Source organism: Magnetospirillum sp. LM-5 (assembly GCF_902729445.1).
GTDB lineage: Bacteria > Pseudomonadota > Alphaproteobacteria > Rhodospirillales > Magnetospirillaceae > Magnetospirillum.
Window position 1 is genome coordinate 28,118 of record NZ_CACVCE010000023.1, and the last position, 13,190, is coordinate 41,307.

12 protein-coding genes are annotated in these 13,190 nt (G+C 66.0%); 7 read left to right on the forward strand and 5 right to left on the reverse strand.

Annotated elements, in window-relative coordinates; genetic code table 11:
- Positions 1–52: 52 nt before the first annotated feature.
- The 5 genes from MTBLM5_RS09760 to MTBLM5_RS09780 all read left to right on the forward strand — a co-directional run bounded on the left by MTBLM5_RS09760 (position 53) and on the right by MTBLM5_RS09780 (position 6,309).
- Entirely contained in the window at positions 53–946 is an 894-nt protein-coding gene (locus MTBLM5_RS09760) for a bifunctional 2-polyprenyl-6-hydroxyphenol methylase/3-demethylubiquinol 3-O-methyltransferase UbiG (protein WP_173975933.1), read from the forward strand.
- A 141-nt stretch (positions 947–1,087) separates the two neighbouring features.
- Entirely contained in the window at positions 1,088–2,224 is a 1,137-nt protein-coding gene (locus MTBLM5_RS09765) for a GDSL-type esterase/lipase family protein (protein WP_254430993.1), read from the forward strand.
- Positions 2,221–4,353: a bi-domain-containing oxidoreductase gene (locus MTBLM5_RS09770; RefSeq protein ID WP_173975935.1), complete on the forward strand. Its 2,133-nt coding sequence runs from the start codon at positions 2,221–2,223 to the stop codon at positions 4,351–4,353. The genes MTBLM5_RS09765 and MTBLM5_RS09770 overlap by 4 nt, the downstream gene beginning before the upstream one ends.
- Positions 4,354–4,560: 207 nt before the next feature.
- Positions 4,561–4,737, forward strand: a complete 177-nt coding sequence (locus MTBLM5_RS09775) for a hypothetical protein (RefSeq protein ID WP_173975936.1) — start codon at positions 4,561–4,563, stop codon at positions 4,735–4,737.
- 12 nt (positions 4,738–4,749) lie between these two features.
- The gene (locus MTBLM5_RS09780; RefSeq protein ID WP_173975937.1) at positions 4,750–6,309 is read left to right on the forward strand and encodes a hypothetical protein; all 1,560 of its coding nucleotides are present in this window, start codon (positions 4,750–4,752) and stop codon (positions 6,307–6,309) included.
- Here MTBLM5_RS09780 and MTBLM5_RS09785 read toward each other — a convergent pair.
- Positions 6,300–7,625, reverse strand: a complete 1,326-nt coding sequence (locus MTBLM5_RS09785; RefSeq protein ID WP_173975938.1) for a methyl-accepting chemotaxis protein — start codon at positions 7,623–7,625, stop codon at positions 6,300–6,302. The two genes, MTBLM5_RS09780 and MTBLM5_RS09785, sit on opposite strands and share 10 nt — an antisense overlap.
- Positions 7,626–7,739: 114 nt before the next feature.
- Between MTBLM5_RS09785 and MTBLM5_RS09790 the strand changes: the two genes are divergently transcribed.
- Positions 7,740–8,360: a TetR/AcrR family transcriptional regulator gene (locus MTBLM5_RS09790; RefSeq protein ID WP_173975939.1), complete on the forward strand. Its 621-nt coding sequence runs from the start codon at positions 7,740–7,742 to the stop codon at positions 8,358–8,360.
- On the opposite strand, the gene MTBLM5_RS09795 is transcribed toward MTBLM5_RS09790, so the two are convergent.
- From MTBLM5_RS09795 to MTBLM5_RS09810, 4 genes are read right to left on the reverse strand one after another with little or no spacing between them, the layout of a single operon-like run.
- Positions 8,342–9,304 carry a glycosyltransferase family 9 protein gene (locus tag MTBLM5_RS09795; protein ID WP_173975940.1) on the reverse strand — a complete coding sequence of 321 codons (963 nt, stop codon included), beginning with the start codon at positions 9,302–9,304 and terminating at the stop codon, positions 8,342–8,344. The two genes, MTBLM5_RS09790 and MTBLM5_RS09795, sit on opposite strands and share 19 nt — an antisense overlap.
- 3 nt (positions 9,305–9,307) lie before the next feature.
- Positions 9,308–10,573 carry a nucleotide sugar dehydrogenase gene (locus tag MTBLM5_RS09800; protein WP_173975941.1) on the reverse strand — a complete coding sequence of 422 codons (1,266 nt, stop codon included), beginning with the start codon at positions 10,571–10,573 and terminating at the stop codon, positions 9,308–9,310.
- A 6-nt stretch (positions 10,574–10,579) separates the two neighbouring features.
- The gene (locus MTBLM5_RS09805; protein WP_173975942.1) at positions 10,580–11,449 is read right to left on the reverse strand and encodes a prephenate dehydratase; all 870 of its coding nucleotides are present in this window, start codon (positions 11,447–11,449) and stop codon (positions 10,580–10,582) included.
- Positions 11,446–12,192 carry a 3-deoxy-manno-octulosonate cytidylyltransferase gene (locus tag MTBLM5_RS09810; RefSeq protein WP_173975943.1) on the reverse strand — a complete coding sequence of 249 codons (747 nt, stop codon included), beginning with the start codon at positions 12,190–12,192 and terminating at the stop codon, positions 11,446–11,448. The genes MTBLM5_RS09805 and MTBLM5_RS09810 overlap by 4 nt, the downstream gene beginning before the upstream one ends.
- A gap of 207 nt (positions 12,193–12,399) precedes the next feature.
- On the opposite strand from MTBLM5_RS09810, the gene hisN reads away from it, so the two are divergent.
- Positions 12,400–13,179, forward strand: coding sequence for a histidinol-phosphatase (hisN, locus tag MTBLM5_RS09815; RefSeq protein WP_173975944.1), 780 nt, complete (start codon positions 12,400–12,402; stop codon positions 13,177–13,179).
- Positions 13,180–13,190 lie beyond the last annotated feature (11 nt).

Sequence of the window (13,190 nt, forward strand, 5' to 3'; positions counted from 1 at the left end):
CCAGAAGCATTTCGCGAAGACGGTCGCCGCCACGACCAAAGGGGAGATTTCCGTGTTTCGCCATCGCCGGGCCGTGATATACGAGCCGACTGAATCGGCGGGCCAAGCGGCTTTGGGCCTGCCGCGTTTCCAATGGGGTGAGGCGCAGGCAATGGAGACTTCGCGGCAGGAACGTCACCACGAGTGGCGCGACCAGTGGGAGATGTTCCGAGACGAGGCGGGGTTCTTGTTCCAAGACTGGATTCTTCCCGCAACCCTCGATTCCTTCGCCAACAAAGAGGTCTTGGAATGTGGCTGCGGCGGTGGTCACCACACCCGGATCATGGCGGGTGTGGCCGCGCGGGTGACGGCGGTAGACCTCAACACCGCCGAACTGGCGCGCGGCCGGATGACGGACTTCGCCAACGTCGAGTTCGTCGATGCTGACCTCACCACCATGGAGCTGGGGCGCCAGTTTGATGTTGTCGTCTGCATCGGCGTTATCCACCACACCGACAACCCGGACCGTGTTTTCGAGGTTCTGCTGCGGCATTGCCGCCCCGGCGGATTGATCGTGGTGTGGACCTATAGCGCCGAGGGCAACGCCTTGGTCCGCTTCGGGGTCGAGCCCCTCCGCAAGCTGCTGTTCCGTCGCCTGTCACGGTCGAAGTTGGCCGGCGTTTCGCGGGTCGTCACCGCCATGCTCTACCCGGTGGTTCACACCGTTTATCGGGTGCCGTTCCTGAAGTTTCTGCCCTATTTCGAATATTTCGCTAATTTCCGACGGCTCACGTTCGAACGCAACGTATTGAACGTGTTCGACAAGTTGAACGCCCCGCAAACCCATTTCACCAGCCTTGCGACCGCCCGACGGTGGATGTCGTCGGATCGGCTGGACCAGGGCAGTGTTTCGATCCGGCCTTATGTCGGGGTCAGCTACAGTCTGGTCGGCCGACTGAAACCCTGAACCTGCCGGTCAAATCGCCGATTGAACAGGTTCTTGACGCACGTTAGTTTGCGCGCTTCGACACTAACCGAGGACGTGATGCCAGCAAGTCCAGGAGCGGCCGGCACCAGGGTCAAGGCGCTCGGGTGGGGTTTGATCGCGGTGATCGTCCTGGCCGGGGCGGAATTGTGCGCTGTCTTGGTTGAGCGCCTGGCCGAGCCGCTCATGGACAATCCTGTGGCCGCGCAGGCCTTCGGCCTGATTCCTGATCTCGACAGCTATGAAATGATGTCGCCGACCGTCGGACGCCACTGGGTCTTGCGACCCGGCTACGGACGCGATTCTAGCGACATCGCACGTGAGAAAGCCGAGAGCGGGCGCGAGCTCGGTGCTGCCGCGGCCAGGCAGGGCGCCACGTCGGGCATGCGTCTGGAAATCAACGAACAAGGTTTCAAGGGTGGACCGCTCGACCCTCTCCACCGGCGGTCACGCATCCTGGTTCTGGGTGATTCGGTGACCTTCGGCTATGCCGGGATCGACTACGTACGGGCATTCGAAACCGGCTTGCGACAGCGGTCACTGGATGTCGAGGTGGTGAACGGCGGTGTCGAGGGATACGCGATCCGGAATCATCTGCTGGAACTTGATCGTTATCTCGCCCTCGACCCCGACATGGTGGCGATTCTGATCGGCTGGAATGACCTGTTCGCGTTGACCGGAAGCGAAGGGACGCTTTGGCAGCGCTTCGCGACCGGCCGTATGGCGGACAAGGCGGTGCGCTACCTCGAATTCCGTTCGACCAGCGCCGTCGAACGTGCGCAAGCCTTGCGCGATAAGCCGAAGCGGGTCGATGCCACAGCATCGGATCTGCGCCGATACGCCGAGCTGCGTCCTGCCTTCCTTGACAGGCTGGAGCGATTGGCGAACGCCTTCGCCGGCAGTGGCGCGCAGGTGGTTCTGCTGACCCTTCCAGGGCTTTATCGTGCCGATCTTGAGCCCACTGCCGAAGCGCTACGACTCGGTCATCTGCCTGCATTCACCGACAACCCGATGGTACTGGCGGTGCTGGCCGAAGGCTACAATCGGGCTGTCGCTCAACTGGGCCGCCGGCACGGCTGGCGGGTGGTGGACACCGCCGCCTGGGCCGAGGCAAAATTGGTACCGCCGGAAAATTTCTTCATCGATTCGGTTCATATGACCGGTGCTGCCTACGCGATGTTAGGCGAATTCCTGGCTGGTGAGCTGGCTGATCAGGTGCACGGGCTGCCGCAATCCGCTGGGGGGGGGAAAGGGCCATGAAGCAGGTGCTGATCCGCTCGGGCAAGGCCGTCGTCGAGGAGGTTCCCGCCCCATTGGCCGGACCCGGCGAGATACTGGTCGCCGTTGCCGCCTCGTGCGTGTCGGTCGGCACCGAGGCCTCCAGCCTGGCCCTGTCGGGGATGCCGCTTTACCGCCGGGCGCTGAAGCAGCCGCAGCATGTCAAGCGGGTGCTGGACATCGCCCGCGAGCAAGGCGTGCGCACCGCCATCGAGCGGGTGCGCGGCAAGATCGAGGGTGGCGCGCCGACCGGATACTCGGCCGCCGGCACCGTGGTCGCGGTCGGCGATCAGGTCGAAGGGTTGCAGGTCGGCGACCGCGTCGCCTGTGCCGGTGCCGGCATCGCCAACCACGCCCAGTTCATCGCCGTTCCGGTCAATTTGGCCGCCCGCATCCCCGACGGCGTCGATGTCGCCGATGCCTGCACCGTCACCTTGGGGGCCATCGCCCTGCAGGGCGTGCGCCGCGCCGCCCCCAGCCTGGGCGAGACCATCGCGGTGATCGGCCTGGGCGTGCTGGGCCTGCTGACCGTGCAGATGTTGAAGGCGGCCGGTGCCCGCGTCGCCGGCATCGACCCCGATCCCCGCCGCCGTGCCGTCGCGGCCGAACTGGGCGCGGCCTTCACGCTGGACCCGGCCGACGACGTCGCCGGCGCCATCGCCCGGCGCACCGACGGCTTCGGCGCCGACGCGGCGATCATCTGCGCCGCTTCGCCGTCCGACGCCATCGTCGCCCAGGCGGCACAAAGCTGCCGCAAGAAGGGCCGGGTGGTGCTGGTCGGCGATGTCGGTTTGAAGCTCGACCGCGCCGACTTCTATGCCAAGGAACTGGATTTTCTGATCTCGTGTTCCTATGGGCCGGGCCGCTATGACCCGGTGTTCGAGCAAGGCGGGCGCGATTATCCGCTGGCTTACGTGCGCTGGACCGAGACCCGCAACATGGAGGCCTATCTGGCCCTGCTGGCCGATGGCGCCGTGCGGCTGGCGCCGCTGGCTCCGGTCAGTTTCCCCATCGAGCAGGCGCCGGTCGCCTATGGTGCCTTGGCGGACGGCGCCGACCGGCCGCTCTTGGTCTTGTTGACCTATCCCGATCAGGCCGCACCCGACCGCCGAGTCGCCACCCGCGCGGCCCGCCCGGGCCGCGACGGCGCCATCGGGGTCGGCATCCTGGGGGCCGGCTCGTTCCTGCAGGCGGTCCACATTCCCAACATGCTGGCGATGCCCGAAAGGTTCCGCATGGTCGGCGTGATGAACCGTACCGGCGCCTCGGCCAAGGCGGTGGCCGAGCGTGTCGGCGCCGCCTATGCCGCCACCGATGCCGACGCCATCCTGGGCGACCCGGCGGTCGGGCTGGTGGTGATCGGCACCCGCCACGACCTGCATGGGCCGCTGGTGCTGGCGGCGCTGAAGGCCGGCAAGGCGGTGCTGGTGGAAAAGCCCCTGTGCCTGACCGGGGCGGAACTGGACGCCATCGAGGATTTCACCCGTGCCCATCCCGACGGCCCGCTGCTGCTGACCGGCTTCAACCGGCGTTTCTCGCCGGCGGTGCGCCGCTTAAGCGAGATTCTGGCCGGGCGCGGCACCCCGATCATGGCCAATTACCGCATGAATGCCGGCTTCCTGGCCGCCGACCACTGGACCCAGGGACCAGAGGGCGGCGGGCGTAATCTGGGCGAGGCCTGCCACGTCTATGACCTGTTCTGCGCCCTGACCGGCAGCCTGCCGGTCAAGGTCGAGGCCCAGGCGATCCGAGCCGGTGCCAAGCATTGGCGGGCCGACGACAATTTCGTCGCCACCCTGACCTTCGCCGACGGCTCGGTGTGCAGCCTGACCTACAGCGCCTTGGGGGCCAAGGACCATCCCAAGGAACGGCTCGAGGTCTTTGCCGACGGAATGGTCGCCAGCCTGGACGATTACCGCGCCCTGACAGTGGCCGGCACCCGGGCGAAGGGCTGGGCCGGCAACCAGGACAAGGGGCACAAGGCGCTGATGGCGGCGCTGGCCAAGGGGCTGGCGGACGGTGTTTGGCCGATCCCGCCCGAGCAGCAGGTGGCGGCGACGCGGGCGGCATTGACCATTCAGGGAAAGATTTTCGGGCGCGAACAACCATGACGCGCTTGACCAATTTGACGTCAGCCCCACGAACTAGGGTTGGGCGCGGCCGAAAAGAAGGCTGGAATTCGCGGTTTGTTCGAGAGTTTCACTTGATCTGACGGGCATAGTGGGATACAGCAGACGGAACCGACTTCATGCGGCCCATCAAGTAGGGCGGGGCGCAGGGAGTCAGACTCCGACTCGTGATTACCTAATGGGATACCCATGGCCGACAATCCTACCCAAAAGCAAGCCCGCGACGAGATGCTCCGCTGGGCAAGCTCGAAAAAAGGGCGCAGTGCCATCGAGTCCGCCTTCAAGACCGCCGAGGCCAACGTCGCCGCGTTCAACGAGAAGATCCGCATCGATACCGATCTTCTCCGCCTGCCCGTGACCCTCTAGTGTTGCCGCGGCGTGCCAGCCTATCGCGTCCTTCCGTACTCGCCCGATGTGCTGGCGCAGCTTCTGGTCGAGAAGTCGAGCGCGCCCTCGGGGGTTGAGGGCAAGGCGCATATCGCCTACCTGCAAGGATACCTGAGCCGGCTTGGCGTCAGGACCGTGCTGGTGGAAAAGGAATACATCGACAAGCACTATCTCGAGGATTATGTGGGCTATTACGCCCGCTGCTTCGTCGATTACGGCCGCAAGTGCGCCCGCCTGCATTTTTTCGACAGCGCCTTCACCGAGGCGGATTTCGCCGGGATGCTGAAAAAGAAGATCGCCGATCCGCCGGAACTGCGCGGCCATTATGCCGGCTTCATCGTGGTGAAGCCGCTGCCGACGACGGTGATCGGGCGAACCTGTCTCAAGACCTGTGCCGAGCCCGAGGGCGAACCCCATTTTCCGGCCAACCACGCCTATTCGGTCAATGTGTTCGGGTATGACTTGACGGTCACCTCGCTGGCGTTCCAGGAACAAGACAGCGACGTTGCCGCTTGCGCGACCAGCGCCCTGTGGTCGGCCTTCCAGGCCACCGGCCGGCGATTCCAGCACGAAATCCCGTCCCCGGTGTCGATCACCCGAACCGCGTCGACGGCGGTGCGTCTCAGAAACCGCACCCTGCCCAACCATGATGGGCTGACCGCCGAACAGATCGCTGACGCCATCCGCGCGGTCGGTTTGGAACCCCATGCCATCAGGGTCGGGCAGCGGACCGTCGAGGCTAATGGCAACATCACCCACACCTGCGACGTGGATCTGTTTCGCACGGCCGCCCATGCCTATCTGAGTGCCGGCATCCCATCCTTGGCCTGCGGAGCCCTGACCCGTCGGGATTCCGGCAAGGAGATTGGCCTCCATGCCATGACGATCGTCGGGTCTTTGCACGAGGGTCCCCCGGTGGCCCCGGGGCAGGGGATGGTTCTACGGGCCGCCGGCATCGGTCGGCTCTATACCCATGACGATGGCGTCGGCCCCTTCGCTCGCCTGCGGTTCACCGCCGGGTCCGACATCATCGCCACCTCGTGGGTCGATCCCGAGGACAGGCAGCCGGACAAGATCCAATTCGTTCCCTATCTGCTGATTGTGCCCACCTATCACAAGATTCGTGTGCCGTTCGCCATGATCCGCAGCGACCTCGAGCAGTTGGACCGGCTGCTGGATGGCTCGCGAACCAAGATCCCCGGCATGACCGGGCGGGGCGAATGGGACATCACCCTGACCGAAGCCGGGACCTTGAAGCGAAACCTGTTTGCCGCTCCGGCCTGTCGGTTCGATCGGGACATTCTGAAGGCCAGTCTGCCCAAATACATCTGGTCCTGCGACTTCCATGTCGACAACGCCGTCAAGGCACGCTTTCTTTTCGACGCCACCGACATCTTGCAGGGCAATCACTTCGTCGCCGCCCTGTGCTATGACGACGCCATCGGCGCGGCGGTCGCCGGACTGCGACAATCCTTTTCCGATGCGATCGAAAAGCAGCAAAATGCCGCGACCCGGTCTGTCCTGGACTGGTTCGTCCGCAGCTATCCCTGATCCATCGCCTCGGCCAACTCGCGCAGGCCTTCAAGAATCCGGGCCGAGCAGGCGCCAATATTCTCCATCTGGGCCAAGGCGTCGGCCAGGCGGCCCTCGTTCAAGGCATCGACGATGGCGCCGCCGGCCTGATGCAGGGCACGGTTGGGTTCCTCCAAGCGCGCGAAGGCCGGGTGGGCGCGGACCCTCTCGGGATGATGGCCGTGATACCAGCGCCCGAAGCGGGTGGCCTTGGGATCGCGGATCTCGTCCTCGCGCAGCTCGTTCTTGCCGATGAAAGCCTGGGCCAGGCGCTTGCGCCACAGCATGTGGTCGCTCATGGCCAGGCGGATGTCCTTGTTGGGGACGTCCTTGGCCGAGATGGTGGCCAGACCCTGCACCACCAGCTTGTGGGAATGATCGACCACCTCGGTCAGGGCCATGATGCCCTGGTGGCTGCGCTCGGTCATGGCGGCGATGGTGGCGCTGTCGCCGGCGATGGCGCCGGCGCTTTGCTTCTGGCTTTCGACGTGGCCGGTGACGTCTTGCATCAGGGCGGTGGTGTGGTCGGCATGTTCGGACACCGTGCGCATGTCGCGCCCGGCCTCGGCGACGACGGCGCGGCCTTCCTGCACGGCGGCGGCGCTGGCTTCCATGCCGCCGACGATGGCGTCCATGCCGGCCCGCAAGGAATCGGTGCGGCCGCGAATGGTTTCGGCCACCTCGCGGGTCTTGTTGGCCAGCTTTTTGACCTCGTCGGCGACCACCGCGAAACCCTTGCCGGCGGCCCCGGCCCGGGTCGCCTCGATGGCGGCGTTCAAGGCCAGCAGGTTGGTCTGGCGCGAGATCGCCTCGACCGAGCGGGCCATGGTGGCGATCTCGTCGGAAATGGCCGCCAGGGTGCCGACCCGGGTCTGGGCGTCATCGACGGCGTGGGCGATCGCCTCGATGCTGGTCTCGGCCCGGGCCGACGCCTCGATCGAGCGCAAGGCCGCCTGGGCGGTCGAGCGGGCCTCTTCGAAGGTGGTCTCGCTGGCGGTGGCCACCTCGTCCACCGAGCCGGTCATCGCGCCGGTCGAATCGGCGATGGCCTGGCCGCGTTCGGCGATGTCGCTGATCTCGCGGCCCAGGGCGATCACCGACAGAACTTCCTCGTTCAGCGCGATGGAATAGGCGACGGTGCGGTTCATCGAATCCAGCGCCTGGCGTTGCAAGGTATCGGCCAGGGCGCGCACCGCCCGGCCCAACCGGTCGGCGCCGGCCGGAACGCTGTCGTAGCGTCCGTCGGCGATCAGCTGCAATGCCGCTTCAATCGCGTCGATATCGATGGTGTCCACGCCGGATCATCCCCCTCCCAGCATCCCCACAAGGTGGTTAGCAGATTGAGGGCGTGCGCGAAAGAGCCTCGCAGGGGCTTTGAAAAACTGAACTGGTTGGTTTAGTTTAGATTTATGACCAAAGTACTTTCCCCCCGCTCGGCCGCCAAACGCGCCGCCATCCTTGACGCCGCGCAAGGATGCTTCTGCGAGCAAGGCTATGCCGCCACCAGCATGGACATGGTGGCGGCCTCGGCCGGGGTGTCGAAGGCGACCATCTACGCCCATTTCGCCAACAAGGACGATCTGTTCGGCGCCATCATCTGTCGCCGCTGCGACGATCAGGCGGAAGGCCTCGGCGGGCTGGTCCTGGCCGCCAAGGGCGACGGGGGCACCGCGCTTACCGCCATCGCACGGGTCTTGATGGATCTGTTCCTGGCGCCCGAGGTGATGGCGCTCTATCGGGTGGTGGTGGCGGAATCGCCCCGTCACCCCGATTTGGCCCGCATCTATTACGAACAGGGTCCGTGGCGCGGCAAGCAGCGCGTCGCCGAGGCGCTGGCGGCGTTGGACCGTCAGGGCCAATTGGTCGTGCCCGATCCCTGGCAGGCCACCGATTTGTTCGTCAACATGCTGCGCGGCGAGGTGTTCCACCGCGCCCTGCTGGGGCTCGAGCCGGCCGAGCGGCCGACCGCCGAGACCACCATCGCCGAATCAGTCCGGGTGATGCTGGCGGCCTATGGTCGGCCGGGATGATTTCGGGTCCATAGGGCTTCGGCGGCGGCCGTCACCTTGTCCACCGACAGGTCGCGCATCAGGCATTCCTGGCTTTTGTAATCGTAATCGGGTGCATGGCAGATGTCGGTGAACGAGCGCGGGCCGCGCACCGAGGCGCAATGCTCGCCCCATGGTCCATAGAACACTTCGGAGCTGGGGCCGAACAGGCCCAGGGTCGGCAGTCCGGTGGCCGCCGCGATATGCATCAGGCCGGAATCGTTGCCGACATAGAAGGCGCAGCGCTTGAGGACCGCCGGCACCGTGCCCAGATCGACGGTGCCGATCAGGTCGACCAGGCGTTCGGGCGGCACCCGGTCCAGCAGCGCCTGGACCGAGGCGCGTTCCGAGGCCGCGCCGAACACCGCAACACGGGCGCCGGGCAGGATGGCGCCCTCGGCCGTCAGCCGGGTGACCAGATCGGCGAAATTCTCGGCCGGCCATTGCTTGCCCCCCCAATTGGCGGTGGGGCCGATGGCCAGGACCTGTGGGCCGGCCGGCAGCAGGCGGGCGGCCTGCTCATCCTGCGCGGGCGTGGTCCACACCACCGGGCCTTGGGGAATATCCAGCCCCAGCACGCCGGCCAGATGGATCAGCCGGTGCTTTTCCTCCCACGAGGATTTGATGATGCGGCGCTTGAGCGTCGGCAGCAGCCAGGCCAGGCCTGAGCCGCGCAGATCGACCACCATGTGCCAGCGATGGCCGACGGTCTGCTTCCACAGTTCCAGCCAATGGCGCGAGCGGCGTTGCTTGACCATGGGGATGACCCGCTCGACGAACGGGGCGGCGGCGAACAACGGCGCCGCCGGGGCGCCGCAGGCCACCCAGAAGCGGGCCTGGGGGTATTGGCGGGCCAGATGGGCCAGCAGACCGGTCGACAGCACCGCGTCGCCGATACGGCTGGCGGTGACGAACAGGATGCGCAAGGGCTAAAGCCGCCAGACCCGGATGCCGTCGGGCATCTCGGTGTTGCGCCACATCCCCTTGATGTCGGCGACCAGGCCGTTTCGGGCCACCAGCTTGGCGAAGGCTTCCGGGCCGAAGCCGGCATAGGCATCGTGCGGCACCGCGCCGACCACGCAATCATAGCCCGAAGCGCCGTCCAGGCCGGTCATCAGCTCGACCTCGTATTCGTGCCGGGCTTCGTCGAGGTCGGCGAAGGGATCGTGGATATCGACGGTGTGGCCGCGTTGCGTCAACCCGCGGATGACGTCGATGACCTTGCTGTTGCGCAGGTCGGGCACGTTTTCCTTGAAGGTCAGGCCCAGCATCAGCACGCGCGACTTGGGCGCCAGTTGCTCGGAGATGCGCGCCGCCATCCACGGGCCCATGCCGTCATTGATGCGTCGGCCCGACAGGATGATTTCCGGGTGATGGCCGTTGTTCAGCGCGCAGGTGGCCAGATAGAACGGATCGACGCCGATGCAATGGCCGCCGACCAGGCCCGGCTTGAAGTTCAGGAAGTTCCACTTGGTGGCCGAGGCCTCAAGGACGTCGTGGATCGAGATGCCCAGCTTCTGGAAGATCATCGCCAGTTCGTTGACGAAGGCGATGTTGATGTCGCGCTGGGAATTCTCGATCACCTTGGCCGCTTCGGCCACCTTGATCGAGGCGGCGCGGAACACGCCGCCGGTGGTCACCGCGCCGTAGATGCCGGCCAGCATCTCGGTGATGGCCGGGGTCTGGCCGGCGATGACCTTGGTGATGCGGTCGACGGTGTGTTCCTTGTCGCCGGGATTGATGCGCTCGGGGCTGTAGCCCAGAAAGAAGTCGGTGCCGCATTTCAGGCCCGAGACCCGTTCCAGTTCGGGGCCGCAGATATCCTCGGTGACGCCGGGATAGACGGTGCTTTCGAACACCACCACCGCGCCCTTGGCCATGGCGCTTCCGACGGTGGCGCAGGCCTTCAGCACCGGGCCCAGGTCGGGGCGGTTCTCCAGATCGACCGGGGTCGGCACGGTGACGATATAGACGTCCTTGCCCTTGATCTCGGCCTGATCGGCGGTCAGGTGGATGGTCGAGGCGCGCAGGCGATCGGCCTCGATCTCGCCGGTGCGGTCGTGGCCGCCTTTTAGTTCCTTCACCCGCTCGGTCGAGATGTCGAAGCCGATGGTCGGGAAGTGGCGGGCGATGCCGACCGCGAGGGGCAGGCCGACATAGCCCAGGCCGATGACGACGACGGAAGTGGTGTGCATGGGTGCTTACTCCCCGGCGACGCGCTGCGCCAGACGGAACGGATGGGCGGGGTAGACGCCGAGGATGCGGACCTCGTGGCTGAAGAATTCCAGCTCTTCCAGGGCCAGGCGCAGCAGGCGCTGGGCGGGGTGGCCCTCGACATCGACATAGAACTGGGCGGCGACGAATTCGCCCCCGACCATGTAGCTTTCCAGCTTGGTGATGTTCAAGCCGTTGGTGGCGAAGCCGCCCAGCGCCTTATAAAGAGCCGCCGGCCGGTTGCGCACCCGAAAGACGAAGGTGGTGACGTTGGGCTGGTTGGGATTGGGTTCGATGGCGTCGCGCGACAGCACCATGAAGCGGGTGGTGTTGTGCTCGGCGTCCTCGATATTGGCCTTCAGGGACACCAGCCCATAGGTCTCGGCCGCCAGTTCCGAGGCGATGGCGGCGCGCGAGAGGTCGCCCGACTTGGCGACGTCCGAGGCGGCACCGGCGGTGTCGGCGCCGACGATCACCGTCAGGCCCAGCGACCGGATCAGGTTGCGGCACTGGCCCAGGGCGTGGACGTGGCTTTCCACCGAGCGGATGCCTTCCAGCGTCGCACCCTTGGGGGCCAGCAGGTGGTGGTTGATGCGCTCGAAATGCTCGCCGATGATGTGCAGGCCGGAATAGGGCATCAGGTGATGCACGTCGGCGACGCGGCCGGCCAGCGAATTGTCGATCGGGATCATGGCATAGCGGGCGCGGCCCTCGCGCACGGCGGCGAAGGCGTCCTCGAAGGTCATGCAGGGCAGCGGCACCATGGCCGGGAAGGCGTTCTTGCACGCCAGGTGCGAATAGGCGCCGGGCAGGCCCTGGAAAGCGATAGCGCGCGAAGGTTCGGTATGGTCGGTCATGGTCCGGCGGCAATCAGGGCACGAGCCCGTTCAAGATCGGCCGGAGTATCGACACCCAGCGGAACCGTGTCAACCAAGGCGCAATCGATGCGCATGCCGTTTTCCAGGGCGCGCAGCTGTTCCAGCTTCTCGCGCCGCTCCAGCACGCCCTGCGGCAGGGCGACGAAGCGGGCCAGGGCCTCGCGGCGATAGGCGTAAAGGCCGATATGGTGGTAATGCGGGCCAACCCCCGACGGGCAGGTGGCGCGGGTGAAATACAGCGCCCGGGCGATGCGGCCGCCAGGCGTAAAGCCGCACACCGCCTTGACCACGTTGGGGTTGGTGCGCTCTTCCTCGAGTTCGATTTCGGCCACCAGGGTCGAGATATCGACGCCCGGCTGATCCAAGGGCTCGAACACCGCGCGGATGATCGCCGGATCAAGGGTCGGCAGGTCGCCCTGGACGTTGACCACCGCGCCGAACTGGCGCTCGGGGTCGATCTTTTCCAACGCCTCCCACACCCGGTCGGATCCCGACGGATGATCGGGGTCGGTCAGAACCGCCGTGCCGCCATGGGCTTTGATGGCATCGGCGATCTCGGGATCGGCGGCGGCCACCACCACCGGGCCGATGCCGGCGGCAACCGAACGGCGCCACACATGCACGATCATCGGTTCGCCGCAGATGTCGGCCAGCGGCTTGTTGGGCAGCCGGGTGGCGGGCAGGCGGGCGGGGATGATGATCACCGGGTTCAAGGACGACATAAGCGTTTCCTTATTTATCTTGGTCACCCCCGGGCTTGACCCGGGGGTCCATGGATTGCCGGGTCAAGCCCGGCAATGACGATCCGTTCATTGGTTCGGGTGGGACAAATCCTAACCCGGCGGAAGGGGCGGCGAAATCCCCATTCGGGTCTGGTCGGATCGCTGATTTCACGCCAGACTGCACCCAACCTTACACGAAGGTCGATCATGCAGGCCGTTCCCAACGAATTCGTCACCCTTGCCCACGCCTTGGCCGATGCCGCCCGGCCGGTGGTGAAGCGCTATTTCCGCACGCCGGTCGCCGTCGATGTCAAAGCCGACGATTCGCCGGTCACCATCGCCGACCGCGAGGTCGAGGCGGCGATGCGGGTGCTGATCAAGGAACGCTTCCCCGAGCACGGCATCTTCGGCGAGGAACACGGCCAGGAAAATACCGGCGCCGAATGGGTGTGGGTGCTGGACCCCATCGACGGCACCAAGGCCTTCATCACCGGCAAGCCCAGCTTCGGCACCCTGATCGGGCTGTGCCACCGCGGCCGTCCGGTGCTGGGCATCGTCGATCAGGCCATCCTGGGCGAACGCTGGATCGGCGGTCTGGGCCATCCCACCACCTTGAACGGTCAGCCCGCCCGGGTGCGCGCCTGCGACCAACTGCAAAAGGCCTATGCCTATACCACCGGGCCGGAACATTTCGACAGCCGGACCCTGCCGGCCTGGAACCGCATCGCAGCGATGGTGCGTCAGCCGCGCTATGGCTGCGATTGCTATGCCTATGCCCTGCTGGCCTCGGGCTTCGTCGATCTGGTGGTGGAGGCCGGTCTCAAACCCTATGATTACTGCGCCCTGATCCCGGTGATCGAACAGGCCGGCGGCACCGTCACCGACTGGACGGGGCGCGCGGTCACCATCGCGTCCGACGGCACGCTGTGCGCGGCCGGCGACAGCCGCGCCCACGCCCAGGCGTTGAAGGTGCTTGCCGCGTCTTGATGTTGGCGCCA

Excerpts from the sequence above, each read along its gene's own strand:
- MTBLM5_RS09770 (WP_173975935.1), top strand. The coding sequence starts at position 2,221 with ATGAAGCAGGTGCTGATCCGCTCGGGCAAGGCCGTCGTCGAGGAGGTT.
- hisN (WP_173975944.1), top strand. The coding sequence starts at position 12,400 with ATGCAGGCCGTTCCCAACGAATTCGTCACCCTTGCCCACGCCTTGGCC.
- MTBLM5_RS09810 (WP_173975943.1), bottom strand. The coding sequence starts at position 12,192 with ATGTCGTCCTTGAACCCGGTGATCATCATCCCCGCCCGCCTGCCCGCC.
- MTBLM5_RS09800 (WP_173975941.1), bottom strand. The coding sequence starts at position 10,573 with ATGCACACCACTTCCGTCGTCGTCATCGGCCTGGGCTATGTCGGCCTG.
- MTBLM5_RS09805 (WP_173975942.1), bottom strand. The coding sequence starts at position 11,449 with ATGACCGACCATACCGAACCTTCGCGCGCTATCGCTTTCCAGGGCCTG.
- MTBLM5_RS09790 (WP_173975939.1), top strand. The coding sequence starts at position 7,740 with ATGACCAAAGTACTTTCCCCCCGCTCGGCCGCCAAACGCGCCGCCATC.
- MTBLM5_RS09775 (WP_173975936.1), top strand. The coding sequence starts at position 4,561 with ATGGCCGACAATCCTACCCAAAAGCAAGCCCGCGACGAGATGCTCCGC.